Below are 24,194 nucleotides of genomic sequence, written 5' to 3' on the forward strand. Positions count from 1 at the left end.
CGGCGTCGATTTTTTCCCGTCCTGACCAGGATGTAATAGGTTCGCTATCTGGATCCTGGTATTCATGGAGGAAAACATGCCGATTGTCTCATCTTCATCCGGTCCGCAGCGGCTGAATATCGCGCCTGCTGCGCAGCCAGTAAACCGCCCCACCCGTATCGTGCAAATACACAATACACGCCAGAATTTGTCTTCTCATCACCACGAATCAGTCATCACCACCAAAGCGGGTGAAGCGGTGCTGAAAACGCTGCAATCCTCCATCAGCGATTATCCTTATCGCCCCGGAAAACCACATTCCCCGCACTTAGAAAGTGTGCTGGAAAACATCGTTAGCGCCATTCTCGCGTCAGATGAAACATCGGAGGCTGGCGTTCCGCCATTTACTGCGGCTGATATTGCCACTGAAGCGATGTTTATCCGCGCAATGGACCGTGCATATCAAACGGGCGCAGAGTGGGTAGAGAAATTAAAAAGGGTGTTAGACGAAGCAGGCACACCAACGCTCACGACGGAGAACAATTACAATGTACTGCGGGTGATCGTGGCGAAGAACCCGCTCTGTCGGCTGCTGTTAGCCGTTGACCATCCCGGATTCAGGCAGGAAATCACCCAGGCAACCTCACCCGCGATGATTCAGAGTGAGCATCCAGCCTCGCAAGCCGATCATCCCCGTTTACAGCATATGCAGCATGAAATAACCACAACGCGGATCCGATTAGCCGAAGCTGAAAATCAGCGAACCCGCATAGTTGGCGAATACATTGATAAAGCTGAACAGGAATTTCTGGCGAAATTGACCCTCGGTATCAGGGTCAGCATGCGGGATGTTGACGACATTCTTGCACATAACCACCATCTCGATGAGACAGACATCTGTATCCTGCAGCGACGACTGACCATTATTGTGCGAATTGAAGAAACGGTGCAGACCGTCATCCGCCAGGATATTGAAAAAAATGAAGACCCGTTCCTGGAATGGGCCTTGTTCGCATCGAGTTACGATATTGATAAAGTCTTTCAGGCAGAAGCGGTGCAACAATTACAGCTGAGCGATGAAGAATACCAGAAACAACGCGCCAGATTGGCACTGATGCAAATACAAACCTATCGTGATGACCAGCTCAATAGCATTTTTTACCGGGAGGCAACTTGTCATGTCACTCCCCCGGTGGCACCGCTGTCACAACGACGCTGACCGCCCGGCCAGTGCCTGCTGAATGTTGGGAGCTGCTGCCAGTAGCTGACGGGTATAACTCTCCTGAGGATCTCCGACCACACTGGCAGTCGCACCCGCCTCCACAATTCGCCCGTGGTACATCACCACCACCCGATCACAAAGCTGCTGCACCGCACTGAGATCGTGGCTGATAAACAATACCGACAAACCCAGCTTTTCCCGTAACTCGCTGAACAGCGCAAGCACCTGGCCGCGCACCGAGAGATCAAGCGCGGCTACGGCTTCATCCGCCACCAACAGTTTTGGCTCCATCGCCAGTGCGCGAGCAATGGCGATGCGCTGACGCTGACCACCGGAAAACGCACCAGGCAGGCGGCTGGCATGTTCCGGTTTTAACCCCACCAGATCCAGCAACTCATTAACGCGCGCATCGATACCTTTACCGTGACGTAATTGCCAGACGCGCAGCGGTTCGGCGATCTGTTCCCCGACAGCGATTTTTGGATTCAGGCTGGCATAAGGGTCCTGGAAAATGATCTGCGCGTGACGGCGCAGGGTACTGAGCTGCCGCCCCTGTAGCCGCTGGCCCTGAAATTGTACCTCTCCACTGTCAGCTTCTATCAGGCCTATCGCCGCGCTGCCCAGGGTGGTTTTGCCCGATCCTGACTCACCAATCAGACCGACGATTTCCCCCTGCTGGATTTGCAAACTGGTGGGATGCAGCACCGTCTGGCGTTTGGCTGGCCACAGCGGCAACCGACCTGGTATCGGGTAGCTTTTACAAATGTTGTTGAGCACCAGCAATGGCGCCTGGCTCTCACGAACGGGAACCACCGGGGGAAGATGAGACAGTGAAGCGTTAATCAGTTTACGCGTATAGGGATGCGCTGGCGTGCCGAGAGTGCTGACCACATCCCCCTGCTCAACCAGACGCCCCTGTTGCATCACGCAGACCCGATGCGCATAGCGTGCAACGACGGAGAGATCGTGGGTAATCAGCAACATACCCATCCCCATTTCCTGCTGCAATTCCTGCAACAGCGACAGGATTTGTACCTGAATAGTGACGTCAAGCGCGGTGGTGGGTTCATCAGCAATCAGCACGTCAGGTTGTCCGCTGATGGCACTGGCAATCATCACACGCTGGCGCATACCACCCGAGAGCTGATGAATATATTGCCGCGCCCGCTGCTGAGGATTGACGATGCCCACCCGATCGAGCAGAGCTATCGCTTCACGTTGCGCCTGCTTCCAGCTGAACTGACGATGGCGCACCAGCACCTCAGCAATCTGCTCACCGATGCGCAGCGTTGGGTTCATGCTGGTCATCGGTTCCTGAAATACGGTGGCGATACGGCAACCACGCAGCGAGGCAATGCGTCGCGCATCCAGCACCTCGTCCTGAAAACGCAACGTTCCTGCGGTTTGCAGGACGTTTGCAGGCAGCAGGTTCATTAACGCCAGCGAGGTGAGCGTCTTGCCGGAACCCGATTCCCCCACCAGCGCCAGAATTTCCCGCTGGTCGAGATGGAAAGACACATCATCCACCAGCACGCGGTGGTCATGCGTTGCCAGACTGAGGTGTTCTACAGAGAGCAGACGCGTGGCTGCATTCATAAGGCAATAGATCCGAAAAAGCAGAAAGATACAGGATATATCCTGAGAGAAAAGCCAACAAGAACGTTAGGTTATGACGGGAGGATTATGGATATAAAGGAAGACACCCGCGAAGGGATTTTCCCCATTCTGGCATTGTCATGGGCATTCCGACAAATAAACGCGGTGCACAGCAAGGATGGAGGCCCGGGCCTGTTTCGCTATCAGTTAAACCCTTTCCCGGCATAGAAAATCACTATCCCTCTGATTTTTAATCAATAACCAGTCATCCTGTCATGCTATTACATCATCGCGTTACTCATTAGCAGAATTGTAGTATCAGGTGGCACAGCGTAGACTTGCGGCGGGTGCTTGAGACTTTCTGTCTTAAGCATGGCTGACGGCAGAAAGAGAAAAGCCCCAGGAGATTTTCATCAACCTGAGGCCGTTCTTTATGCTTCGCAACATAAAGGTAGCCTCTTACGCGCCGCAAGGCAAGAAGGAGAAGCAACCATGAAACAGTTTACGGCGATGCTATTCGCCTCCTTTATGATCATGGCGGTGACCGCCGTCATACTGGGCTCGCGCAAGGATCTCTGTGAGATACGCTTCCGCACCCGCTTCATGGAGGTGGCTGTTTCAATGGCCTGTGAATCTATCAGGTAAGGGTCACCACGGCGGGAGTCATCCCGCCGTTCCGGTTGTTGTCAGGCACGGGCTCTCAGGCACCCTTCTTCCCCGCCCGGTTCCCCACTCAATTTCACCTTTCCGTCAAATATCGCTTTTCACAGGAAATAGCCTTTACCACTGATTTAACAGGATAAATGCCTGGAGTCGCAGTGTGATTACTTCCACGCGTTACTTATTAGCAGAATTGTAGTATCAGGCGGCACAGCGTAGACTTGCGGCGGGTGCTTGAGACTTTCTGTCTTAAGCATGGCTGACGGCAGAAAGAGAAAAGCCCCAGGAGATTTTCCATCAACCTGAGGCCCCCTTATGCTCGCAACATAAAGGTAGCCTCTTACACGCCGCAAGGCAAGAAGGAGAAGCAACCATGAAACAGTTTACGGCGATGCTATTCGCTTCCTTTATGATCATGGCGGTGACCGCCGCCATACTGGGCTCGCGTAAGGATCTCTGTGAGATACGCTTCCGCACCCGCTTCATGGAGGTGGCTGTTTCAATGGCCTGTGAATCTATCAGGTAAGGGTCACCACGGCGGGATTCATCCCGCCGTTCCGGTTGTTGTCAGGCACGGGCTCTCAGGCACCCTTCTTTTCACGCCCACTTCAGGCTGTCAGTCCTGTGGTTAACCGTAAACACTCAGCGAGGCAAGAATTCGGGTAAAGTAATCATCCGCGCGTTTCTGGGCCAGCTTACCGTCGCGGGCTTCCAGTGCTTCCACCAGCGGCGTCAGCTCGCGCAGCGTCTGCTCGCGCACAATCTCATTAACCGCCGAGTGCAGTGAATGTTGTCCGTCATACTGCACCGCACGCCGGTCAGCGATTACGTTATCGAAAATCTGGATCAGAAAGCGGTTGCGAGTGGCAGCAAACATCGCCTGGTGTACCGCATAGATATGTTCTTTATACAGCAGCCACTCCTGAGCCTCGCGAATGCCCTGCAAATGGTGGCGCATTTTGGTGAAGTCTTCCTCTGTCGCACGCGCCGTGACCAGCTGCATCATCATCGGTTCAAACAGCAGGCGACCTTCAAGGATTTCGCTATAGGTCGGGACTTCTTTATGCCAGGCGGCCACCGGCCGATCGGCATCATTGAGTTGGTTTTGCAGGTTATCGGATAAGTAAGATCCGCTGCCGACTTTACGCGTTACCAACCCCTGGGTAGACATCATGGCCAGCACGTTACGAATGGTGCTGCGGGAAGTATCAAAGCGGCGCGCCAGCTCACGCTCATTGGGCAACTTATCACCCGCTTTCAGATCCCCATCGCGGATGGCCTGCATTATGGAACGATAAACGCTTACCGCAGCGGTTTTGTCGTGACCGACAATACGCTGTGAGATGTCATCAGTGCTGTTCATCCGGCGACTCCTGAAAATACCTGTAAATGGCTGACCAATTTGGTCAGCTGGCGGCGATTATAGCCTGAGATTGACGTCTCGGCGAGCAACGTTTTAGACCAGAGTCAGGTCATTATTTCCAGCCAGATCCTTTACTTATCATGCCACCCTGCTGTCCTCGGGCTTTAACGTGAACCGTCTCACAAATCGGCCATACATCTTACTTATTGGTTAACCATAATGGTTGACCATTAAAAACCAGCGTGTTCATAATGCCGAAAAAACACACTCAGGGCAAAAAATGAACACATCCATCGCAGCGCCATTCTCTCCCGCTGAATGTCGCTTAAGCGGCCATTTGCTGGCGTTGGGCATTGAATTACCACCGGTACCGACCCCGGTGGCAAATTTTGTCACCTGGCGGCTGTTTGGCAATTTTCTTTATCTCTCCGGACAGGGGCCACTGGAAGCCAATGGTCATCTTTATACCGGCAAAGTTGGCAGTGAGGTCAGCGTAGAAGATGCCTACTACCACGCGCGCCTGACCGGCCTGAATTTACTGGCGGTGGCGCGTCAGGCAACCGGCGATCTCGGAGCCGTCAAAAGCGTGGTCAAGCTACTGGGCTGGGTCAATGCCCATGAGGTATTCAAACAGCATCCACAAGTGATCAATGGCTGTTCCGATCTCTTTGTACAGGTGTTTGGTGAGCAGATTGGCCGTGGCGCACGTTCCGCCATTGGCGCCGGTTCGCTGCCACAAAACCAGACGGTGGAGATTGAAGCGATTTTCGAACTGGAGGAGGGGGTTGCCGATGGATTACGTCTTTGATTTCGCCGCCCTGCGACCCTATTGCGACGTACTGGCAAAAGGACTGCTGGAAACCGCCATCTATGCCCTGTTATCGATCCTGTTCGGTCTGACACTGGGGGCAATATGCGCCCTGACGCTGGTCTACGCCCGGCGTGGCTGGCGGCGTGTGGTGCGCTGTTATGTGGAATTTTTCCGCAATACGCCATCGCTGGTACAGCTGTTTCTGATCTACTTCGGCCTGCCCAGCCTCGGGCTGCATCTTTCGCCACCGGTGGCGGGCATTATCGCCCTGTCGCTGTATTGCGGGGCTTATATGACGGAGATTTTACGTGCTGGTTTTCTCTCTCTGCCACGCGGCTTAACTGAGGCGGGTGAAGCGCTGGGTCTGTCAAAGCGACAAATCATCACCCATGTACTGACGCTACCGGCGATGCAGAACGTTTTCCCGGCGCTGGCCAGCCAGATGGTGCTGACGCTGATTGGCACCAGCCTGATTTCCCAGATTGGCGTGGAAGAGATCTTCCACAGCGGCAGTTTCGTCGATTCACGTACCTTTCGCAGCTTTGAAATTTATCTGCTGATTTGCGGCCTCTATTTTTTCGCCGTCAGTCTGATGAAAGTGCTGCTGCGTATCCTGTGGTATCGCTTTCAGGCGCGGAGGTAAGCATGCGCGGTATTTCTCTTCATGATATCTGGATGATCATCAGCGCTCTGCGCTGGACGCTGTTGCTGGCACTCACCACCTTTGCCTGCGGGGCGGTGATCGGGTTGCTGATCGCCATGGCGCGCACTTCCCACCAGCGCTGGCTCCAGGGCATCGCCTGGTTTTATGTCGAACTGATTCAGGGCATTCCGCTGCTGGGCATGTTGTTCCTGCTGTTTTTCGGTACGCCAATGTTTCTCGGTATTGATGTCAGTTCCTTTACCGCCGCCCTGATCGCTTTTTCATTGTCAGCAGGCGCATTTCTCGGGGAAATCTGGCGCGGAAGCATCATGGCGGTGCCGAAAGGACAGTGGGAAGCCGCGCTGTCGCTGGGGATCTCGCGGCTGCAAATGCTGCGTACCGTCATCCTGCCGCAGGCGTTTCGTCTGTCACTGCCTCCCACCGTGGGCTTCTCGGTGCAGCTAATCAAAAACACCTCACTGGCTGCGCTGGTGGGTTTCGTAGAGCTGACCCGATCCGGTCAGATTGTCAGTGGTTCAACTCTGCAACCACTGGTGGTCTACCTGCTGGTAGCGCTCTGTTATTTCGCGCTTTGTTTTCCGCTGGCGCGACTTTCCCTTCAACTGGAGGCACGTTTCCATGTCGCTGGTCGTCATTGATGCAGTCAGGAAAAGCTTTGGGCAAAACGAAGTTCTGCGGGGTATCACCACCACTGTCGAACGTGGCGATATCGTTACCATTATTGGCAAAAGTGGTTCCGGCAAAAGCACCCTGCTGCGCTGTATTAACGGGCTGGAGCAACCGGACAGCGGCACCATCCACGTGGGAGGACTGCAGGTTGGCGGCAGCGCTGCCGAGCTGCAAAAACTCCGCCAGAACGTAGGCATGGTATTCCAGAGTTTTAACCTGTTTCCCCACCTGACGGCGGCGGAGAACGTGACGCTGGCACCCCTATTGACCCGACGCATAACCAAAGCGGAAGCCCCGGCGCTGGCAAAACGTCTGCTGGAGCAGGTCGGGCTGGGACAGAAGCGCGATGCTTTCCCCTCTTCCCTGTCAGGGGGGCAGCAGCAGCGTGTCGCCATTGCCCGTGCGCTGGCGATGTCGCCTGAAGTGATGTTGTTTGATGAGGCCACCTCAGCACTTGACCCGGAACTGGTGGGTGAAGTGCTGCGGGTCATGGAAGACCTGGCAAAAGAAGGCATGACGATGATTGCCGTCACCCATGAAATGGCCTTTGCCCGCAAAGTGTCCAGCAAGGTGATTTTTATGCATCAGGGCGAGGTATGGGAAAGCGGGCAGCCCGCCGAGGTGTTTGGTGCCCCCCGCACCCCGGAATTACAACGCTTTGTGCAAACCCCAGCTTAACTACACCGGAGAAAACACATGAAAATGATGGGCAAAACCCTGGCGCTGATCGCGCTCTGTACCCTGCCGCTGCTGGCGCAGGCCAGTTCGCTGGATGACATCAAATCCCGTGGTGTACTGCGTGTCGCTACCACCGTTGATGCCGCCCCCTGGGGCTTCACTGATGCCGCCGGTAAACCCACCGGGCTGGATGTGGAACTGGCGCAGAAGCTGGCCGACAACATGGGCGTCAAACTGCAATTGCAGCAGGTCACCGGAGCCAACCGCATTCCTTACCTGATGTCGCGCAAAGTGGATGTACTGATAGCCGCGCTCGGCTCCAGCCCGGAACGCGCGAAGCTGGTGAATTTTTCTGAACCTTATGCGGCGGTTTACCTCGGCGTGTATGGCGGTGACAGCGTAAAAAAAGTCGATAAGCTGAGCGATCTCGGCAATGCCACCATCGCCGTACCTAAGGGTTCCACGCCTGATCTGACGCTGAGTGACCAAAACCCGCAGGGCAACTATCTGCGGCTGGAAGATACCGCCTCCGCCGTCAGCGCATTTTTGGCGGGTCAGGCACCGATGTTTGCCGAAAACAACCTGATTGCGCAAAAGGTGGCGCAGGAGAACCCGTCGAAGCATATCGCGCTGAAATACCTGCTGCGTAAAAGCCCGGCTTATATCGCCATTCGCCCAGGTCAGCCCGAGCTGATGGCGGCGATTAATCAGTTTATCGATAAAAGCACCCAGGACGGGGAACTGCCTGCACTGCGCCAGAAATGGTTTAACGATGCACAAAACGATCTGAAGGCGGAGTAGTCAGCATGTCCACAGTATTCAGTGAAATCGATTTTCATCGCCAGGGTAAGCAGGTGGGTTTCGCCCATTTGCCCCTTTCAGCCCATACCGACGCCTGGGGCACCATTGCCATGCCACTGACGGTGATCGCCAATGGCAGCGGCCCGACGGTGTTGATTACCGGCGGTATTCACGGCGACGAGTATGAAGGTCCGATCATTATTAATGAACTGATCCGCAACCTGACGCCGGAGCAGGTACAGGGGCGTCTGATCCTGCTGCCCTGCGCCAATACCCCGGCGCTGCGTGCCTCAATGCGCGTCAGTCCGCTCGACAACAAAAACCTGGCGCGCGTCTTCCCGGGTAACCCGTGGGGCACGCCGACCGAACAGATTGCCGCCTGGATCCACGATGCCATCTTCCCACTGTGCGATTTCTATATCGATCTGCACAGCGGTGGCAGCTCGTTGTTTATCGAAGAGAGCGCGCAGGTAGTGGTCACTGAAGAACTCGATCCTCAGGTGCGTGAACGCAGTGAAGCGATGGCGCGTGCCTTTGGTGCCACGCTGACGGTCGTCACCAACAATATGGGTGATCCCCGTACCAGCTGTGGCGCAGCTGCCAATCTGGGCTTACCGGCGATAGCGGCGGAAATGGGCTGGAACGGCAGTGTCTCCCCGCGCGGCGTCCGGCGTACCCGCGCTGCGGTGACACGCGTACTGAACCATCTGGGCGTGATCAGCACGGAAAGGGTTCCTGCGGAGCCATCACGCCAGGTGTTTATCCCTGCGGGTGGCAATCTGCTCTCCCCCGGGGATGGCTGGTTTGAGCCGTTACATGATATCGGCGATGAAGTCAGTGCCGGTGAACTGGCCGGCTGGCTGCATCGCCTGACCGAACCGCACGCGCAACCCCAGGCGGTGCATTTCCCCCAGGGCGGACGTATCTATTCACAGCGCACCTTTGGTGCTACTGCACAAGGCAACAGTCTGGCGGTGCTGGTGCAGGACCTGAACGCGAAGGAGCAGGCATGAGCGAAAATATTACCCTGAATGACTACCAGGCAGCGCTGGATCGTGTGCGTTCCTGGGTGCGCAAAACGCCACTGGTCGAGGCGGCACCGTGGCAACCGGTGCCCGGTATTGAGCTGCGCCTGAAAGCAGAATGCTCACAGGTTACAGGTTCCTTTAAGGCACGCGGCGCATTTAACCGCGTGCTTAACCTGCCACAAGCGGTACGCAATCAGGGACTGGCCACCGCATCGGGCGGTAACTTCGGTGCGGCCGTTGCCTGGGTTGGTCAGCAACTGGAACTCCCCACGGATGTCTTCGTGATGAACACCAGCACCGAACTGACGCGCCAGCGCATCGAAAGCTACGGTGCGAAGCTGACAGTGGAAGGTGATTTCTGGGATCAGAGCTGGGATGCGGCAGGTGCCCGTATTCAGGAAACGGGTGGCGCGTTACTCCATCCCTATGCTGACCGCGACGTGGTTATCGGCCAGGGAACCATGGCGCTGGAGATCCTTGAACAATGGCCTGAAGTAGAGACGCTGGTGGTGTCCATTGGTGGTGGGGGATTGATTGCCGGGGTGGCACAGGCGGCGAAATTACTGAAGCCCGGCATTCGTATTATCGGCGTAGAAGCGGCGGGCTGTCCGATGATGTGGACCTGCCGTCAGCAGCAGCGCATCGTGAAACTGGAACAGGTCAAAACCATTGTCCCGATCCTCGCGGCACGTTCGACGGAAGCCATCAACTTTGCGCTTGTGCAAGAGTATGTCGATGAGATCGTGCTGGTGCCGGAAGACCAGGTCGAAGCCTCTGCCCGTGAGGTCTGGGGGGCGACTGGCCTGGCGATCGAGCTGGGGGCCGCCACCGCTGTTGCTGCGGTCACCCGACAGCTGTTTACCCTCAAACCCGATGAAAAAATCGCGGTGGTACTGTGCGGCAGTGGCACTAACGGCATTTAAGATTAAAGGGTTTATTTGAAGCTCTTATTGGTGTTAATTGCCACTAAGGGCTTTATTTAAAGCCGCTAAATCACCATCCTCCTTTTACTTCTCTGTGTTATAATAAAAGCCATAAATGAAACCCCTATATCCACAATAAGGCACCAGGAGCTTTATCTATGGCCCTTAATCTCTATTCTGAAGCAAGGCTATTGTCCGAGCTTGGGCAGCGATTAAAAAACCAACGCCTGCGCCGTAATATGCTGCAAAAGGAACTGGCAGAAAAAGCGGGCATCTCCGTCTCCGCACTGAAAAACCTGGAAAACGACGGTAAAGCCACCCTTGAAAACTTTATGAAAGTGGTGTTTGCCCTGCGACTGGAAAAAGAGATGACCCAGCTGTTTTCCGCCCCAGCGCTCAGCATCGCACAGGTTGAGGCCCTCAGGGAACCCACGCGTCAACGCGCGACACAACGCAAGGTGAAAGGAAATTGACAGGTCATTATCAACCTCTTCAGCGGCTTGAAGTGATTTATCAGGGATGGGGGGAAGAGTGGCCGCTGGGTATTCTGGCGGCAGCCAGTGGTCGCGGTCAGTGGCTGTTTGAATATTCACAGGAAAGCATTCAGCGCGGCATCGAATTCTCTCCGCTGCTGCATCCACCGACCAGCACCACCTATGCCGACTTTGAACGTCATCAGGAAGGTGTACCTGGCTTTATCGCCGATTCATTGCCAGATGGATGGGGCCGCTTACTGCTGGACCGTTTGCTGCGCCGTAATAACATCGAACCTGCCGCGTTATCGGCGCTTGATCGCCTTGCGCTGCTGGGTAACAACACCATGGGGGCCCTGACCTACCGGCCGCTGATCAACATGCCAGAACAGGATAAATCCCGGCAAAATATCGATGACCTGGTGATCCTGGCTCAGGAAATTCAGATTGAAGTCACTGGTCAGCATTCCGACGTACTGCCAGAACTGGTTCGCCTCGGTGGCTCACCCCATGGCGCACGGCCAAAAGTGTTGGTCGAATTTGATCCGGCCACGGGTCATGTTGCGGCTACGCCATTCACTGGCAGTCATCCCTGGCTGATTAAATTCCCGGCAGCGCAGGAAGATACATGGGTATGTGCGCTTGAAGAGGTGTATGCACGCATGGCACGCCTCGCTGGCATCGATTTTCCTGACAGCCAGTGGTTCGATCTCGGGGCAGGTTTATCTGCTTTCGGCGTGAAGCGTTTTGATCGCGTGGCGGGAATGCGGGTGCCGGTACTGAGCATGGCAGGTGCACTACAGGCGGATTTCCGGCTTCCCTGCCTTGATTACAGCGACATACTTCAGGCGACAGGCATGATTACCCGCTCAGTGCTGGAGCGGAACATTCAGGCGCGCAGGATGGTGTTCAACGTCATCATGAATAACCAGGATGATCACGCCAAAAACTTTGCCTTTATCCTTAATCAACGTGGCGAGTGGCAGGTATCACCCGCCTATGACCTGACCTTACAAATGGGACCTGGCGGCCAGCATCAGACATCCGTGGCAGGTTACGGCCGAAACATCAGTCGGAAAGCCTTAGTAAAAGCCGCTGCATCGGCAGATATCTCCGGCAAAAGCCTTAACCTGATCATTCAGGAAGTGACCGATGTTGCTGCATCCTTTATTAAGGTGGCGCAGGAACTGGGAGATGCCATTCCTGCCAGTGTGATCAAAGCCAGCGCAGAAAAAATACACGCTAACATTCGGGCGCTGGACGCATGACACACGGATTGCAGTTAACGACTCCCCGGCTGATCTGTGCACAGATAGAGCAGCAGGATTGGCCATTCTTTCACCGCTTGCTGGTCTCACCGGAAGTGCAATTTTACGTTGCCGATGTCAAACCCGAAGAGGAGATTCGCGCGGCTTTTGCGGCGCGGTTGCCAGTGTGGTCCACACAGAGCTCGCACTGGCTCTGTCTGGTGGTACGGGAACGGGAAGCCGGCGTGAGACTCGGCGTTACCGGTTATATCCGGCAGGACAATGACTGCGCCGAAGTCGGCTTTCTGTTCGCGCCCGAAGCGCAGGGCAATGGGTACGCACGGGAATCATTGCAGGTCGTTTGCGATTTTGCCTTTGGTGCGGGAGGAATCAAGCGGCTGGTCGCCACCGTCACTGCCGGAAATCTCCCTTCCCGTCGTTTGCTGGAAAAAACAGGTTTTGTCCTCGAAAAAGAAATCCCCGAAAGCTACTGGCTGAGGAATACATGGCATAGCGACTGGCTGTTTGCTTTGCCGCGCGAGGATTACCGACCCTCCCCCTGATTACCCAAGTTCGGCCAGCAGCCAGGCCACAGCCAGCAAATCGGCACTACCGCCCGGGCTTAAACGGCGCGCCATCAAAGCCTGATCCATCTGGCGCAGGGCGGCGTTGTCCCAACCGGTTGCCAGCAGCGTCGCCGCATAATCCTGCACATAACGTAACCCTGCCATCCCCCCCCGTGACAGCAGATTACTGTCCGGGTTAGACACCATCAGACGCAGCAAGGCATGTTGTAACCGCCGCTCGCCCTGTTCATGATGCCAGAACGGCAGCACCGCGTTGCGTACCGTGGCGAAACCGCTCTCCACTTCACCCCGTGCGCCCGTCAGACCATAGTCACGAAACTGCCGTTCCCCGGCTGTGCACCGCTGTTTACGATTAACCAGTTCACGCGCCACCAGCCCACAGCAAATTTCACTGACCTGACGACAAAGCGCGTCAGCACTCACTCTGCGTCTTTGTCCCTGCAAACGCCCGGCGGCGAAACACAGCAGCCCAAGGGAGAAGATGCCTCCTTTGTGTGTATTCACCCCGCAGGTGGCGGCAAGCATCGCCTGCTCGCAGGCCATGCCCGCCGGACGCAGCAGAGACAACTGTTCAGCGACGGGCTGTTGTGCATGCTCCGATCCCAGGCGGGAGAAAACCGCCAGCCACGGCGTGATGGCCGTAATGCTGGTTAACATCAGTCCATGATCCATGTCCTGGTGCGAACCACTATTGGCGCGATCCACCAGCCCTGGTTTCGGGGTTAAATTCAGCTCAACAAGCAGCGCCTGCGCCGCCAGGCCAGGCACGTCTGGCGCTTCGGCTTTAGTCGCGAGCAAACCAGCCATCAATCATGTTCTCCACACGAGATACCACCTCTTCAGGCGAGTGGCGACGTGAACGTGCGCAGCCATGCGCGGGTTCGTCGCACACCAGACAACGGCGGGTGTGTAAATCCAGCGACTGCCGTCCTATCTGCCCCTGCTGCGGACAAAACACATCAAAATCCCACAATCTGCCGAGGGGGAAAGTCTGTTCCAGTTCGACGCACTGCGCCTTAATCTCCACCGCCGGATGTTCCACACACCATAACGCTTCCGGGCCGGTCTCCAGCCATAAGACCTGATGGGCCATCACCGGCCAGCGATGCTGCCACAGCAACTGATCACAGGCCTGCAATGCCACCCCCATGGTGTTGCGATAACGGATACTGTCTTTCACCGCACCTGGCGTTACCAGGGTCAGAGAAATAATAGGTTGTTGATAGCGAGTGAGCCAGTCAGTCTGCCGCGCCGCGCGAGCCTCTTTCGCCTCCAGTAGCGCTGCAAGACTGACGCCCGCTCGCACGGGCGTCATGGTTGTCATCGTTATTCCTCCTTCACCTGGCGGACAACATCAATCACGCTACCGTCACGATAACGGATCACCCCGACAATACGGTCGGTAAAGGCAATCGGTTTGGGTTCACCGGTCAGGGCGACCGCTCGCTGATAGAGTGCTGCGATATCGACCAGTTTCATCCCTGCCGCCAGTAATCGCTCGCGGACTTCCGGACGCGCAGGATTCACGGCGATACCGTGATCCGTCACCAGCACATCGATACTCTCTCCGGGTGTCAGCCGGGTGGTGACGCGTTTGACCACCGTGGGAATACGGCTGCGCAGCAACGGCGCAACCACGATCGTCAGATTGGCCGCAGCGGCCACATCGCAGTGGCCACCGGAGGCACCGCGCATCACGCCATCGGAACCGGTAATCACGTTGACGTTAAAATCGACGTCAATTTCCAGCGCGCTGAGAATCACCACATCCAGCTGATCGCAGCTGGCCGCTTTTCCGCCGGGATTGGCATACACGTCGGTGGAGATCTCAACATGGTTCGGGTTACGCCGCAGCGACGCGGCTGCTTCGCTGTCGAAGCACTGGGTATCGAGCAGTTTTTCGATCAGCCCTTTTTCATGCAGATCGACCAGGCTGCCGGTGATACCGCCAAGGGCAAAACGCGCTTTGACGCCATGACGCGCCATTTTTTCTTCCATGAAACGGGTCGCAGCGGTGGCGGCAGCGCCTGAACCGGTCTGCATTGAAAAGCCATCGCGGAAATAACCGGAATGTTCGATCACATCAGCGGCATAGCGGGCAATCATCAGTTCACGCGGATTACTGGTGACGCGCGCCGCCCCGACACTGATTTTCGCCGGATCACCTACGCTGGCAACCTGGACAATCAAGTCCACCTGCTCCTGTCCGAGGCTGGCGGGCATATTGGGAAAGGGCACCAGCTCTTCCGTCAGCAGCACCACTTTTTTGGCGAAACGGGCATCGACCATCGCATAACCAAGCGACCCGCACGCGGAACGCCCCTCGCTGCCATTAGCATTGCCAAACTCATCGCTGCAAGGCACGCCGAGAAAAGCGACATCAATGCTCAGTTCGCCGTCCTGCAACAGTTTCACCCGACCACCGTGGGAGTGGATCTGTACCGGCTCAGTCATCAACCCATGAGAAATGGCTTCCGCCAGTTTGCCGCGCATACCGGAAGTAAAGATGCGTGTAATGACGCCGCTCTGGATATGTTCGATCAGTGCATCATTGCAGGTCATCAGCGAGCTGGAGGCCAGCGTCAGATTTTTAAATCCAAGTCGCGCCAGTGCCGCCACCACATTGTTGATGACCTGGTCACCCTCACGAAAGGCATGATGGAAGGAAATGGTCATACCGTCCTGCAAACCGCTGCGTGCGATAGCGTCATCCAGCGAGCTGCATAATTTACGGCAGTGTTTGGCATGGATATCCGCCAGCCACGGCGTGGCCTCATGAGCACCTTCAAAAGGTTTTAATGCACGCAGATGGGGAAAATTAACGTGAAGAAGTTCAGTCTGGTTCATGGTTTTGTCCTTAACGACGCACGCCGGACGCAGCCGCACGTTCCAGCACCATCTGCGCATGATTAATAATGGGGGCGTCGATCATTTTGCCGTTCAGCGACACCACGCCGAGGCCATTGCGGTCCCCTTCCTCTGCCGCCTCGATGACGCGCTCAGCGTGATCCACCTCCTGCTGGGTCGGGGCATAGGCGTTATGCAGCAAATCAATCTGACGCGGGTTGATCAGCGACTTGCCGTTAAAACCCATTTTGCGGATCAGCTCAACTTCGCGCAGAAAACCGGCTTCGTCATTCACGTCTGACCACACCACATCAAAGGCATCAATACCGGTGGCGCGGGCGGCATGCAACACGGCGCAGCGTGCATAGAACAACTCGGTGCCGTCACCGCGTTCGGTTTGCATATCCATCACATAGTCGAACGCCGCCAGTGCAATGCCGATCAGACGCTGGGAGCTGCGCGCAATCGCCACGGCGTTAATCACCCCTATGGCCGATTCAATCGCCGCCATCACGCGTGTGGAACCTATCGGACGCCCGCAGGCCAGTTCGATACGTTCGAGGTGGCGCTCCAGTTCATAGATATCTTCCGGGGTATCGGTTTTCGGCAGGCGCACCACATCAACCCCGGCACGCACCACTGCCTCCAGATCAGGTAAACCAAACGGCGTGTGCAGCGGGTTGATGCGCACCACCGTTTCAATGTCCTGGTACATCGGATGCTGCAACGCGTGGAACACCAGCAAACGTGCGGTATCTTTTTCCCTGAGCGACACCGCATCTTCCAGGTCGAACATGATCGAATCAGGCCGATAGATAAAGGCAGTGGAGAGCATGGCGGCATTGGCACCGGGCAGAAACAACATGCTACGACGCAGTTTTTTCATTGCAGCTTCCCCCAGTCGATCTCCGTCTCATCAGCGGCACGCAGCACGGCGCTTTGCAGACGGGCGCGGATCACGCAATCCAGCGCACCCTTGTCCTCGATAATGACCAGGCCCTGCCAGACTTGCATTTCCCGCAAGGTGGCGTGCACAACCTGGCGAATCTGATCGCCAAATTGCTTAATCACCTCGCTGTGAATCACCACTTCAAGGTCGCCCCCGCTGGGGGCTATTTTTACCATCAGGTCGCTGGACTCCATGGTTCCCGCCAGCGCCTCCCTCACAATTTTCATATTTATATTCCTGATTTTTAAGCAACTTCCGCGCTGTAATGGGATGTAAGATGCGCGAAAGTGGTATCCGGTACCATTTCCCGAATACGGGAAAACTGGTGTGTTTTAAGTAAGCGACGGACTTCTGACGCCGAAATGGCATTGCCCGTGGTTTTGATACGGGGAATTTCCACCACCTCCACCGTGTCGGCCAGCAGCTGATGCATGGTGTGGTTGTACTGGCGGGTAATCTCGCAAAAGGGTTCGCTGCCAATAAAGCGCTGGGTAATCCCCAGGGCTGGGGCAATATGGTTGCGGAACAGCAGCAGGTCGATCTCACTCCACGCCTGCTGTACCTTGCCGGTCTCTTTCAGGAAATAGGCCGGAAAGGTGGCGCGGGAGATGATGTACTGCGAACCCGGATGCACGGTGATATTGGGCAGATGGGCAACGCCGGCCTGCACCATGTGCAAACGTGCACTAAAGGGAAAGAACGAGGCATCTTCGCGTACCACAAACACATGCAGCCAGTCGCAGCGCGCGGCCGCCTGTTCCACCAGATAACGGTGTCCCAGCGTGAAAGGATTGGCGTTCATGACAATCGCGCCAATACGCTGCCCGGCAACACGGCTGGCCTGCAGGGTACGGCAGTAGCGCTGGATGCCTGAAGGCGTGTTCTCCATCAGGATGGCGTTCTGGCCGCTTTGTACCACCGGCCAGAAGCCGTTGTGCTGAAACCGTTCCCGATTGCAGGGGCGCGTACACAGAAACAGATGAAAATGCCCGCGTGCCAGCGCCAGATGCTCCACTTCTGCCAGCAGCCGCGCGCTGAGATTTTCGCCGCGCCACTGTTCATCAATGGCGACGCATTTGATGACATTAGCGGCAAGGCCGGCACAGCCCACCAGCCGATCGTCCGCCCAGGCTTCAACGAAAGTGGTGATATCGCTATCCATGCCTAATCCGCTATCCGCCAACAGTGCGCGGATGTTTTCGCGCCGTCGGGGGTTACTGCTGACTTCCGCAATGCGGAAGTCGATGGAGGGTCGTGGTTGCATAATTCCGCCTTCGCCTCAGTGCGTCGCCGTCAGCACATGAGCTGGCGCATCCATAATCACATTGCTGAGATGACCGATATTTTCGATCTCCACTTCGATGCGATCGCCTGCCTGCATAAACAGCGGCGGATTGCGTTTCTTACCCACACCGCCCGGCGAGCCGGTGATGATCACGTCACCGGCATGCAGACAGGTAAAGGTACTGATGTATTCGATAAGCTCGGCGACTTTGTGGATCATGCTGGCGGTGTTGTCATCCTGTACCATGCGGCCATTCAGCCAGGTGCGGATCGCCAGCCGATGCGGATCCGGGATTTCATCCGCAGTGGTCATCCATGGGCCAAAGGCACCGGTCTGACGCCAGTTTTTTCCGGCAGTAAACCAGGTGTGCTGCCAGTCACGCGCGGAACCATCCATATAACAGCTGTAGCCCGCGACATGCTTCAGCGCATCTTCACGCGCGATATCCTCACCGCTCTGACCGATAATCACCGCCAGCTCGCCTTCATAGTCGAACTCACTGGAGTGACGCGGTTTTAGTACCGGCGCGTTATGGGCGGTTTGCGAATCGGCAAAACGGACAAACAGCGTCGGTGCCGGGTTGTGCTGATCAAACTCTTTGCGTTTTTCGGCGTAGTTCATGCCAACGCAGAGGATTTTGCCCGGGTTATCAATCACCGGTAACAATTCGAGATCGTCGAAACGCAGGTCCGGTGTTTCATGGTTCAGCTGCTGTGCCTCATGCAGCGCGTCGGCCGCGAGCAGCGATTTTAAATCCGCGTAGCGGTCACCAAGACGACGACCCAAATCGATCACACCGTCATCGTGGACAATGCCGTAGCTACGCTTTCCCTGGTGGACAAAGCTTGCAAGTTTCATAGTCTTACCTGTCATGCATAAATTAGCTGAGGAAATTGCCGAGGATGAGCAGCGACACCGACACGTTGATCGCGCCGCCAATACGGGTCGCAATCTGTGCAAACGGCATCAGGCTCATACGGTTACCCGCAGTGAGGATGGCAACATCCCCTGTCCCACCCTGGCCGCTCTGGCAGCAGGAGACGATGGCCACATCGATAGGATGCATGCCGATCTTTTTACCCACGAAGAAGCCGGTGGCGACCAGCGCAGATACGGTGCTGACAATCACCAGCAGGTTATTGATGGTGAAGGCGTGGACCAGTTCTTCCCACGGGGTAATCGCCACACCCACGGCAAACAGGATGGGATAGGTAACCGAGGTCTGGAAGAATTTGTAGACCACCTGAGATCCTTCCAGCAGGCGTGGCGACACACCGTGCGCCAGTTTGATCAACACCGCGACAAACAACATGCCGACCGGCGCTGGCAGGCCAATCAGTTTGTGGCCGAGCATCCCGATCATGTACAGCAGCACCGCCAGCAACGCACCTGCAGCGATGGTAGTCACATCGGTGGTCAACCCGGTTTTACCGGCAGCCACCGCTGGCGCTTTCTCGTCGCTATTGGCGCGGTTCGGCATCAACTGGCCTTCACCGGTCAGATGCGGGTAACGTTTACCGAGCTGGTTGAGACAGCCGGAGATGATGATTGCCGTCAGGCCACCCAGCATCACCATCGGCAATACCCGACCCAGTGCCACGCCCTGATCCATATGCAACAAGGTGGCGTAACCAATTGACAGCGGAATCGCGCCTTCGCCAACGCCACCGGCCATGATCGGCAGAATGATAAAGAAGAAGATCTGGAACGGTTCCATGCCGAGCATCAGGCCAACGCCCATGCCCACCAGCATGCCGACAATCTCACCGCATAACATCGGGAAGAAAATGCGCAGGAAGCCCTGAATCAGGGTAGTGCGATTCATACTCATGATGCTGCCAACGATAATGCAGCAGATGTACAGATAAAGGATGTTGGTGGATTTGTAGAATTTGGTGGTGGATTCCACCACGACGTCAGGCAGCAGGCCATAGTAGACCATTGCCGACGGAATAAAGGTGGCACAAATCGCGGCGGCACCGAGTTTGCCGACAATCGGCAGACGTTTGCCAAATTCACCACAGGCGAAACCGAAAAATGCCAGCGTCGCGACCATCACCACGATATCGCTGGGTAGTTTGCCGCCGAGACAATCGACAGCAATTAACGCACCCGCCAGCAGGAATAATGGCAATGGAATGATGCCGATTTTCCAGGTGTCCATAATATGCCACCATCGGTCCTTCAGTGATTTTTTTTGAATCGCCAGTGATTCCGAGGTAACAGAAAACGAATCGTCAGTTGTGCTCATAATTAAGCCCCTTGGTTATTTTGTGCCCTCAGGGTAAAGCGTTAATGGCGCAGGATATGTGAGGGAATGCATAATAAAAGCGGAGTTTTAATGGCACCTATGGTTTTTATGGTTTCTTTTATTTTCTGTGATTGATACCTGAATTATTGGCGTGGTTTTAATGGTTTTTATATCCAGGGGTACAAGTTAATAACATTTCCCAAAATGAGTATTTAACATGCCATTTTTTGCACAACTTCCTGCTGTGCAAGGGATCACAAGTTTCCAGTAAACTACGCGCAATAGTGATAAAAAATGGTACATTGACCCTTTACTGGCTGTGGTGCGTGCCGTTATGAAGCTATCCTTCCAAATCAAACTTTTTATTTCTCTGGTTCTGTTCTTTTCCGGTCTTTTTGTTCTGCTCGGCATTTATTATTACCAGGACGTCAGCCGCCAGCTTTATCAGGAAATGAGCACCCGAGCAAAAATACAGGCGGAAGAAATCGCGATCATTCCGAATTTGCGAACAGCGGTAGCGGAAAAAGATATTCCGGCGATTAATCAGTTTATGCATCAGGTGGTGTTGCATACCGACGCCAGCTTTATTGTGGTGGGGGATAATAAGGGCATTCATCTATTTCATTCCGCGCAAGGTGATGTGGTCGGTAAAAAACTGGTCGGAGGCGACAATGACGCAGTATTACGCGGAATCAGCACCACCACCATTCGGAAAGGAGGGCTGGGCGTTTCCCTGCGCAGCAAAGCGCCGATCTTTGACGATAACCATCAGGTGATCGGGATTATCTCGGTGGGTTATCTCACCAGCTATCTCGACACCATTACGCTGAGTAAAGTGATCAATATCTTTATCGCGGCGGTGTTACTGCTGGCGGCGCTGTTTATCTTTTCCTGGTTTTTCACCAGCGGGATTAAAAAACAGATTTTCTCGCTGGAACCCCGGGAAATTGGCCTGCTGGTGCGCCAGCAGAAAGCGATGATGGAGTCTATCTATGAAGGGGTGATTGCCATCGACAGCGAGTTACGCATCGAGGTGATCAACCAGGCAGCACGTAAACTGTTAGGTTTAAGCCAGCCAACCCGCATGCTGCGCGGGCATAATATCGGCGAAGTGATTGCCCCGGTCCCCTTTTTCAATCGCGAGGCGATACTGGAAAACGATACCCATGACGAGATTTGCCGCTTCAATCAGTTAACGGTACTCGCCAGCCGGGTACGGATTATGCTGGAGGATGAATTGCAGGGCTGGGTCATCACCTTTCGCGATCGCAACGAGATAGACAGCCTCAGTGCCCAGCTCAGCCAAGTCAAACGTTATGTCGATAACCTGCGCATTATGCGTCATGAACAGTTAAATCGTATGACCACCCTCTCCGGCCTGCTGCATATGGGACGCTACGACGAAGCGGTGCGCTATATCCAGGCACAGTCAGAACATGCGCAGGAGTTGCTGGACTTTATCTCCGCGCGCTTTAACTCGCCGACCCTGTGCGGCCTGCTGCTGGGGAAAGCGGCACGCGCGCGTGAAAAAGGCGTGGAGTTGGCATTTGATCCGCTGTGCCAGCTGGAACGCCCCTGCCACATGCTGGGAGAAGCCGAGCTGATCTCCATCATCGGCAACCTGCTGGATAACGCCATAGAAGCCACACAGCGTTCCCCTCTGCCGCACGAACCGGTGGAGGTGCTGATCCTGCTCAACGAGCGGGAGTTGATTATTGAAGTGGCGGATCGGGGTATCGGTATCGACCCGGCTATCCGGGAACATATTTTTGAACGCGGGATCACCACCAAACGCAGTGGCGATCATGGTATCGGCCTGTATTTAATCGCCAGCTATGTCACGCAGGTCGGCGGGTCGATTGAAGTTTCCGACAATGCACCGCACGGCACGATTTTTTCGTTATTTATTCCTGAAACGGGCGACCAGGCGCGTCCCGTATCCACGCTGGAAGAACCGTATTATGCAACCTGAACTGATAGACGTATTGATTGTTGAAGATGAAAACACGCTGGCCCAGTTGCATGCCGAACTGATCAGTGAACATCCCTGCTTGCGGCTGGTTGGGGTTGCCTCGTCACTCGCTGAAGCTCAGCTTCTGCTGCAAAGCAAGCAGCCACAATTAGTGTTACTCGACAATTATCTGCCGGATGGTAAAGGCATCACGCTGATCGGCGATCCGCTGGTACAGCGCGCGAACTGCTCGGTGATTTTCATCACTGCCGCCAGCGATATGGACACCTGTAGCCAGGCGATCCGCAATGGTGCCTTCGACTATATTCTCAAACCGGTTTCCTGGAAGCGTTTGAGCCAGTCGCTGGAGCGTTTTGTGCAGTTCGCTGAACAGCAGCGAGTCTGGAAGATTGTCGATCAGCAAAACGTCGATTCACTGTATCAACTTCAGGCGAAAAATTACCGTCAGCATAACAGCAACAAAGGCATCGAAGAGAAGACGCTGGCGCTGGTGCAAAACATGTTTGCCGACGCCGCGCAGCGCTGTTTTTCCGTGGATGAAGTGGTGAACGAAACCGGGCTGAGTAAAACCACGATCCGACGCTATCTGGAGCACTGCGTGGATGCGGGCTTTCTGGCCGTTGAAATGCAGTACGGCAAGATTGGACACCCGAGGAGGATGTATCGCTGGGGCGGGTAAGGCGTGGCAGGCGTCACGCCTTACCCGTGCGTTACGGTTTGTCCGTCACCTCGATATAAGGCGTGTTACCCAGCGGTTTGACATCCCCGGGGGTATTAACGCTTTCTGATAACCCGATACGAAAAATACCGCCCTCAGGATGCCAGCTACGGATTATTTTTGCGTCAATGGTTTTGTAGGTCCCGGCTTTTATTTTCCGATAACTGCCAAACTTGCCCCACTGCCCTGTCACCGGATTTTTAAACTGCGTGTAAAGCCAGGAATCACGGCCTGCAGGGGCGCTGGCCGTGACGCGAATACCCTGTTCGGCGGCTTCTGAATTCATGGTGTTTGATGTCATTTCATCCAGTACCACATCACCCACAACCGGAAGATAGCTTGTATGGAAGTAAGATACTGGCCCTGCGATCTGATTACTATCTTCAGCATGGGCTACCCCCAGTGACCATCGCTGAAATATCTTCTGCCATGGATAAGCTGGTGATGACAGTCTGTCGGGAGAAATATAAACATTCCCTTTATCCGGCATGCTGGCTGTTACCGGTATTTTGACCGCAATGTGGCTGAAATCTGACTTTTTATTTCCGCTCATCAAGATAATCCAGCGTTCCGGCTTTTCCGGACCACGATCTGAGACATCATAATCAATATACATGCCCTCTTTAGCGAGGGTATTTCCTTCCTGAAAATACTGCGTGGTGGCCATATCTGGCAGTGGGCATAGCCCGGCTGGCATGGTCTCTGCAGAGTCCGTTGTTTCGCAGTTGCCTTTGGGGACCACCCGGGTAAGGTTGGTCACTGCGGCAGCCACTTCTTCAGGGCTTTCTTTCCATGACGGTTCCTGAAAGTTTGGGTTGTCCTCACAACGCTGCAGCTGCTTTTTGATGTAATAACATGCCTGCTTAATAAATTTCCCTTTTATTCCACCCGGGAAAGAAATCTCTGATTCATAGCTCCCGCCCTCCGCGCCAATGGATAACTGTTGATTGATCCCGCCAGGTGCATGAATTTCATATACCCAGCCTTCCTTTTTAGGATGGAAAATATCGACAAAGGCGATTGCCGTGGTTAAATTTTCTGTCGTACTGATAAAAACTGAGCGGAAAGAATCCTCTTTGTGGCAACGCCAGTCATGATCGCGTTCTGCTTCGGGGTATCCTCTGGTCACGCCTTTCGGCACCATCCCATTTTTGAATGCATCCAGCCCTTCATTATTGGTATCGCCACGCCATAAAATATTGTGATCATGCCTCCATGCTAATTCAGGTTGTTTCTCTGACGCCCGGGAGAAATTAATATTCTCCCGGCAGTCAGGGTAATAACCCGACGTATCCCATGCAGAGGCTACTGGTGTTATTGACAATAAAGCAGGGATGATGAGCAGTGTTTTTTTTGACATGTTTTTAATTTCCATTTAAAAAACATTCTGATTTTATGTGTTTATTTCCATCGACTTCCATGCGATAGAGTATTCTGTATTCATCGGAAAATTATTGTTTTATATCATCTT

The 24,194-nt window shown here is 54.9% G+C and carries 26 protein-coding genes; 15 read left to right on the forward strand and 11 right to left on the reverse strand.

Annotated features, from left to right (window positions below; translation table 11 throughout):
- Positions 1-238 precede the first annotated feature (238 nt).
- A complete protein-coding gene (locus AC6I8X_RS27575) occupies positions 239-1,198 on the forward strand; it encodes a hypothetical protein (protein ID WP_313687163.1) in 960 nt (319 codons plus the stop codon).
- On the opposite strand, the gene AC6I8X_RS27580 is transcribed toward AC6I8X_RS27575, so the two are convergent.
- Positions 1,184-2,797 carry a dipeptide ABC transporter ATP-binding protein gene (locus AC6I8X_RS27580; RefSeq protein ID WP_299456529.1) on the reverse strand — a complete coding sequence of 538 codons (1,614 nt, stop codon included), beginning with the start codon at positions 2,795-2,797 and terminating at the stop codon, positions 1,184-1,186. The genes AC6I8X_RS27575 and AC6I8X_RS27580 overlap by 15 nt on opposite strands.
- Positions 2,798-3,289: 492 nt before the next feature.
- Here AC6I8X_RS27580 and AC6I8X_RS27585 point away from each other — a divergent pair, with 492 nt between their 5' ends.
- Both AC6I8X_RS27585 and AC6I8X_RS27590 read left to right on the forward strand, forming a co-directional pair.
- The gene (locus AC6I8X_RS27585; protein WP_299456531.1) at positions 3,290-3,442 is read left to right on the forward strand and encodes a Hok/Gef family protein; all 153 of its coding nucleotides are present in this window, start codon (positions 3,290-3,292) and stop codon (positions 3,440-3,442) included.
- A 388-nt stretch (positions 3,443-3,830) separates the two neighbouring features.
- Positions 3,831-3,983, forward strand: coding sequence for a Hok/Gef family protein (locus AC6I8X_RS27590; protein ID WP_299456533.1), 153 nt, complete (start codon positions 3,831-3,833; stop codon positions 3,981-3,983).
- A gap of 102 nt (positions 3,984-4,085) precedes the next feature.
- On the opposite strand, the gene AC6I8X_RS27595 is transcribed toward AC6I8X_RS27590, so the two are convergent.
- Positions 4,086-4,820, reverse strand: coding sequence for a FadR/GntR family transcriptional regulator (locus AC6I8X_RS27595; RefSeq protein WP_084878934.1), 735 nt, complete (start codon positions 4,818-4,820; stop codon positions 4,086-4,088).
- Between the two features lie 280 nt (positions 4,821-5,100).
- Here AC6I8X_RS27595 and AC6I8X_RS27600 point away from each other — a divergent pair, with 280 nt between their 5' ends.
- The 10 genes from AC6I8X_RS27600 to AC6I8X_RS27645 all read left to right on the forward strand — a co-directional run bounded on the left by AC6I8X_RS27600 (position 5,101) and on the right by AC6I8X_RS27645 (position 12,677).
- A complete protein-coding gene (locus tag AC6I8X_RS27600) occupies positions 5,101-5,628 on the forward strand; it encodes a RidA family protein (protein WP_299456537.1) in 528 nt (175 codons plus the stop codon).
- The gene (locus AC6I8X_RS27605; RefSeq protein ID WP_299456539.1) at positions 5,612-6,274 is read left to right on the forward strand and encodes an amino acid ABC transporter permease; all 663 of its coding nucleotides are present in this window, start codon (positions 5,612-5,614) and stop codon (positions 6,272-6,274) included. Before AC6I8X_RS27600 ends, AC6I8X_RS27605 begins: the two co-directional genes overlap by 17 nt.
- Before the next feature lie 2 nt (positions 6,275-6,276).
- Positions 6,277-6,933, forward strand: coding sequence for an amino acid ABC transporter permease (locus AC6I8X_RS27610; protein WP_299456541.1), 657 nt, complete (start codon positions 6,277-6,279; stop codon positions 6,931-6,933).
- On the forward strand, positions 6,914-7,642 hold the full coding sequence (locus tag AC6I8X_RS27615; RefSeq protein WP_299456543.1) for an amino acid ABC transporter ATP-binding protein: 729 nt from the start codon (positions 6,914-6,916) through the stop codon (positions 7,640-7,642). Before AC6I8X_RS27610 ends, AC6I8X_RS27615 begins: the two co-directional genes overlap by 20 nt.
- A gap of 18 nt (positions 7,643-7,660) precedes the next feature.
- Positions 7,661-8,443, forward strand: a complete 783-nt coding sequence (locus tag AC6I8X_RS27620; protein ID WP_299456545.1) for a transporter substrate-binding domain-containing protein — start codon at positions 7,661-7,663, stop codon at positions 8,441-8,443.
- A gap of 5 nt (positions 8,444-8,448) precedes the next feature.
- Entirely contained in the window at positions 8,449-9,456 is a 1,008-nt protein-coding gene (locus AC6I8X_RS27625; protein ID WP_299456547.1) for a succinylglutamate desuccinylase/aspartoacylase family protein, read from the forward strand.
- On the forward strand, positions 9,453-10,394 hold the full coding sequence (locus AC6I8X_RS27630) for a threonine ammonia-lyase (RefSeq protein WP_497842013.1): 942 nt from the start codon (positions 9,453-9,455) through the stop codon (positions 10,392-10,394). The genes AC6I8X_RS27625 and AC6I8X_RS27630 overlap by 4 nt, the downstream gene beginning before the upstream one ends.
- Positions 10,395-10,552: 158 nt before the next feature.
- On the forward strand, positions 10,553-10,867 hold the full coding sequence (locus AC6I8X_RS27635; protein WP_299456551.1) for a helix-turn-helix domain-containing protein: 315 nt from the start codon (positions 10,553-10,555) through the stop codon (positions 10,865-10,867).
- A complete protein-coding gene (locus AC6I8X_RS27640) occupies positions 10,864-12,135 on the forward strand; it encodes a type II toxin-antitoxin system HipA family toxin (RefSeq protein ID WP_313682081.1) in 1,272 nt (423 codons plus the stop codon). Before AC6I8X_RS27635 ends, AC6I8X_RS27640 begins: the two co-directional genes overlap by 4 nt.
- Positions 12,132-12,677, forward strand: a complete 546-nt coding sequence (locus AC6I8X_RS27645; RefSeq protein WP_497842014.1) for a GNAT family N-acetyltransferase — start codon at positions 12,132-12,134, stop codon at positions 12,675-12,677. Before AC6I8X_RS27640 ends, AC6I8X_RS27645 begins: the two co-directional genes overlap by 4 nt.
- Here the strand turns inward: AC6I8X_RS27645 and citG are convergent, their stop codons facing one another.
- The 8 genes from citG to AC6I8X_RS27685 are packed head-to-tail and all read right to left on the reverse strand — an operon-like array spanning position 12,678 to position 20,033.
- Positions 12,678-13,508, reverse strand: a complete 831-nt coding sequence (gene citG, locus AC6I8X_RS27650; RefSeq protein WP_313682085.1) for a triphosphoribosyl-dephospho-CoA synthase CitG — start codon at positions 13,506-13,508, stop codon at positions 12,678-12,680.
- On the reverse strand, positions 13,486-14,025 hold the full coding sequence (citX, locus tag AC6I8X_RS27655; RefSeq protein ID WP_497842015.1) for a citrate lyase holo-[acyl-carrier protein] synthase: 540 nt from the start codon (positions 14,023-14,025) through the stop codon (positions 13,486-13,488). The genes citG and citX overlap by 23 nt, the downstream gene beginning before the upstream one ends.
- A 2-nt stretch (positions 14,026-14,027) precedes the next feature.
- Positions 14,028-15,548, reverse strand: coding sequence for a citrate lyase subunit alpha (gene citF, locus AC6I8X_RS27660; protein ID WP_313682089.1), 1,521 nt, complete (start codon positions 15,546-15,548; stop codon positions 14,028-14,030).
- A 10-nt stretch (positions 15,549-15,558) separates the two neighbouring features.
- On the reverse strand, positions 15,559-16,434 hold the full coding sequence (citE, locus tag AC6I8X_RS27665) for a citrate (pro-3S)-lyase subunit beta (protein WP_313682091.1): 876 nt from the start codon (positions 16,432-16,434) through the stop codon (positions 15,559-15,561).
- Positions 16,431-16,724 (reverse strand): citrate lyase acyl carrier protein, encoded by a 294-nt coding sequence (citD, locus tag AC6I8X_RS27670; protein ID WP_313682093.1) that lies wholly within the window; start codon positions 16,722-16,724, stop codon positions 16,431-16,433. Before citD ends, citE begins: the two co-directional genes overlap by 4 nt.
- Positions 16,725-16,741: 17 nt before the next feature.
- On the reverse strand, positions 16,742-17,761 hold the full coding sequence (gene citC / locus AC6I8X_RS27675; RefSeq protein ID WP_299456567.1) for a [citrate (pro-3S)-lyase] ligase: 1,020 nt from the start codon (positions 17,759-17,761) through the stop codon (positions 16,742-16,744).
- A 15-nt stretch (positions 17,762-17,776) separates the two neighbouring features.
- A complete protein-coding gene (locus tag AC6I8X_RS27680; RefSeq protein WP_313682097.1) occupies positions 17,777-18,640 on the reverse strand; it encodes a fumarylacetoacetate hydrolase family protein in 864 nt (287 codons plus the stop codon).
- A gap of 22 nt (positions 18,641-18,662) precedes the next feature.
- Positions 18,663-20,033, reverse strand: a complete 1,371-nt coding sequence (locus AC6I8X_RS27685; protein ID WP_084878917.1) for a 2-hydroxycarboxylate transporter family protein — start codon at positions 20,031-20,033, stop codon at positions 18,663-18,665.
- 334 nt (positions 20,034-20,367) lie between these two features.
- Here AC6I8X_RS27685 and AC6I8X_RS27690 point away from each other — a divergent pair, with 334 nt between their 5' ends.
- Both AC6I8X_RS27690 and AC6I8X_RS27695 read left to right on the forward strand, forming a co-directional pair.
- On the forward strand, positions 20,368-22,005 hold the full coding sequence (locus tag AC6I8X_RS27690; RefSeq protein ID WP_299456573.1) for an ATP-binding protein: 1,638 nt from the start codon (positions 20,368-20,370) through the stop codon (positions 22,003-22,005).
- The gene (locus AC6I8X_RS27695) at positions 21,995-22,684 is read left to right on the forward strand and encodes a response regulator (protein ID WP_299456575.1); all 690 of its coding nucleotides are present in this window, start codon (positions 21,995-21,997) and stop codon (positions 22,682-22,684) included. Before AC6I8X_RS27690 ends, AC6I8X_RS27695 begins: the two co-directional genes overlap by 11 nt.
- Before the next feature lie 31 nt (positions 22,685-22,715).
- On the opposite strand, the gene AC6I8X_RS27700 is transcribed toward AC6I8X_RS27695, so the two are convergent.
- Positions 22,716-24,098, reverse strand: coding sequence for a scabin-related ADP-ribosyltransferase (locus tag AC6I8X_RS27700; protein WP_497842016.1), 1,383 nt, complete (start codon positions 24,096-24,098; stop codon positions 22,716-22,718).
- Between the last annotated feature and the right edge of the window lie 96 nt (positions 24,099-24,194).

It is taken from the genome of Pantoea sp. X-Soil-TKNS-1280 (assembly GCF_059730475.1).

Coding starts and splice junctions, on each gene's coding strand:
- citG (WP_313682085.1), bottom strand. CDS start 13,508: ATGGCTGGTTTGCTCGCGACTAAAGCCGAAGCGCCAGACGTGCCTGGC.
- AC6I8X_RS27680 (WP_313682097.1), bottom strand. CDS start 18,640: ATGAAACTTGCAAGCTTTGTCCACCAGGGAAAGCGTAGCTACGGCATT.
- AC6I8X_RS27590 (WP_299456533.1), top strand. CDS start 3,831: ATGAAACAGTTTACGGCGATGCTATTCGCTTCCTTTATGATCATGGCG.
- citE (WP_313682091.1), bottom strand. CDS start 16,434: ATGAAAAAACTGCGTCGTAGCATGTTGTTTCTGCCCGGTGCCAATGCC.
- AC6I8X_RS27615 (WP_299456543.1), top strand. CDS start 6,914: ATGTCGCTGGTCGTCATTGATGCAGTCAGGAAAAGCTTTGGGCAAAAC.
- citX (WP_497842015.1), bottom strand. CDS start 14,025: ATGACAACCATGACGCCCGTGCGAGCGGGCGTCAGTCTTGCAGCGCTA.
- citC (WP_299456567.1), bottom strand. CDS start 17,761: ATGCAACCACGACCCTCCATCGACTTCCGCATTGCGGAAGTCAGCAGT.
- AC6I8X_RS27690 (WP_299456573.1), top strand. CDS start 20,368: ATGAAGCTATCCTTCCAAATCAAACTTTTTATTTCTCTGGTTCTGTTC.
- AC6I8X_RS27700 (WP_497842016.1), bottom strand. CDS start 24,098: ATGGAAATTAAAAACATGTCAAAAAAAACACTGCTCATCATCCCTGCT.
- AC6I8X_RS27645 (WP_497842014.1), top strand. CDS start 12,132: ATGACACACGGATTGCAGTTAACGACTCCCCGGCTGATCTGTGCACAG.
- citF (WP_313682089.1), bottom strand. CDS start 15,548: ATGAACCAGACTGAACTTCTTCACGTTAATTTTCCCCATCTGCGTGCA.
- AC6I8X_RS27695 (WP_299456575.1), top strand. CDS start 21,995: ATGCAACCTGAACTGATAGACGTATTGATTGTTGAAGATGAAAACACG.
- AC6I8X_RS27630 (WP_497842013.1), top strand. CDS start 9,453: ATGAGCGAAAATATTACCCTGAATGACTACCAGGCAGCGCTGGATCGT.
- citD (WP_313682093.1), bottom strand. CDS start 16,724: ATGAAAATTGTGAGGGAGGCGCTGGCGGGAACCATGGAGTCCAGCGAC.
- AC6I8X_RS27585 (WP_299456531.1), top strand. CDS start 3,290: ATGAAACAGTTTACGGCGATGCTATTCGCCTCCTTTATGATCATGGCG.
- AC6I8X_RS27610 (WP_299456541.1), top strand. CDS start 6,277: ATGCGCGGTATTTCTCTTCATGATATCTGGATGATCATCAGCGCTCTG.
- AC6I8X_RS27620 (WP_299456545.1), top strand. CDS start 7,661: ATGAAAATGATGGGCAAAACCCTGGCGCTGATCGCGCTCTGTACCCTG.
- AC6I8X_RS27625 (WP_299456547.1), top strand. CDS start 8,449: ATGTCCACAGTATTCAGTGAAATCGATTTTCATCGCCAGGGTAAGCAG.
- AC6I8X_RS27605 (WP_299456539.1), top strand. CDS start 5,612: ATGGATTACGTCTTTGATTTCGCCGCCCTGCGACCCTATTGCGACGTA.
- AC6I8X_RS27580 (WP_299456529.1), bottom strand. CDS start 2,797: ATGAATGCAGCCACGCGTCTGCTCTCTGTAGAACACCTCAGTCTGGCA.
- AC6I8X_RS27635 (WP_299456551.1), top strand. CDS start 10,553: ATGGCCCTTAATCTCTATTCTGAAGCAAGGCTATTGTCCGAGCTTGGG.
- AC6I8X_RS27685 (WP_084878917.1), bottom strand. CDS start 20,033: ATGAGCACAACTGACGATTCGTTTTCTGTTACCTCGGAATCACTGGCG.
- AC6I8X_RS27595 (WP_084878934.1), bottom strand. CDS start 4,820: ATGAACAGCACTGATGACATCTCACAGCGTATTGTCGGTCACGACAAA.
- AC6I8X_RS27600 (WP_299456537.1), top strand. CDS start 5,101: ATGAACACATCCATCGCAGCGCCATTCTCTCCCGCTGAATGTCGCTTA.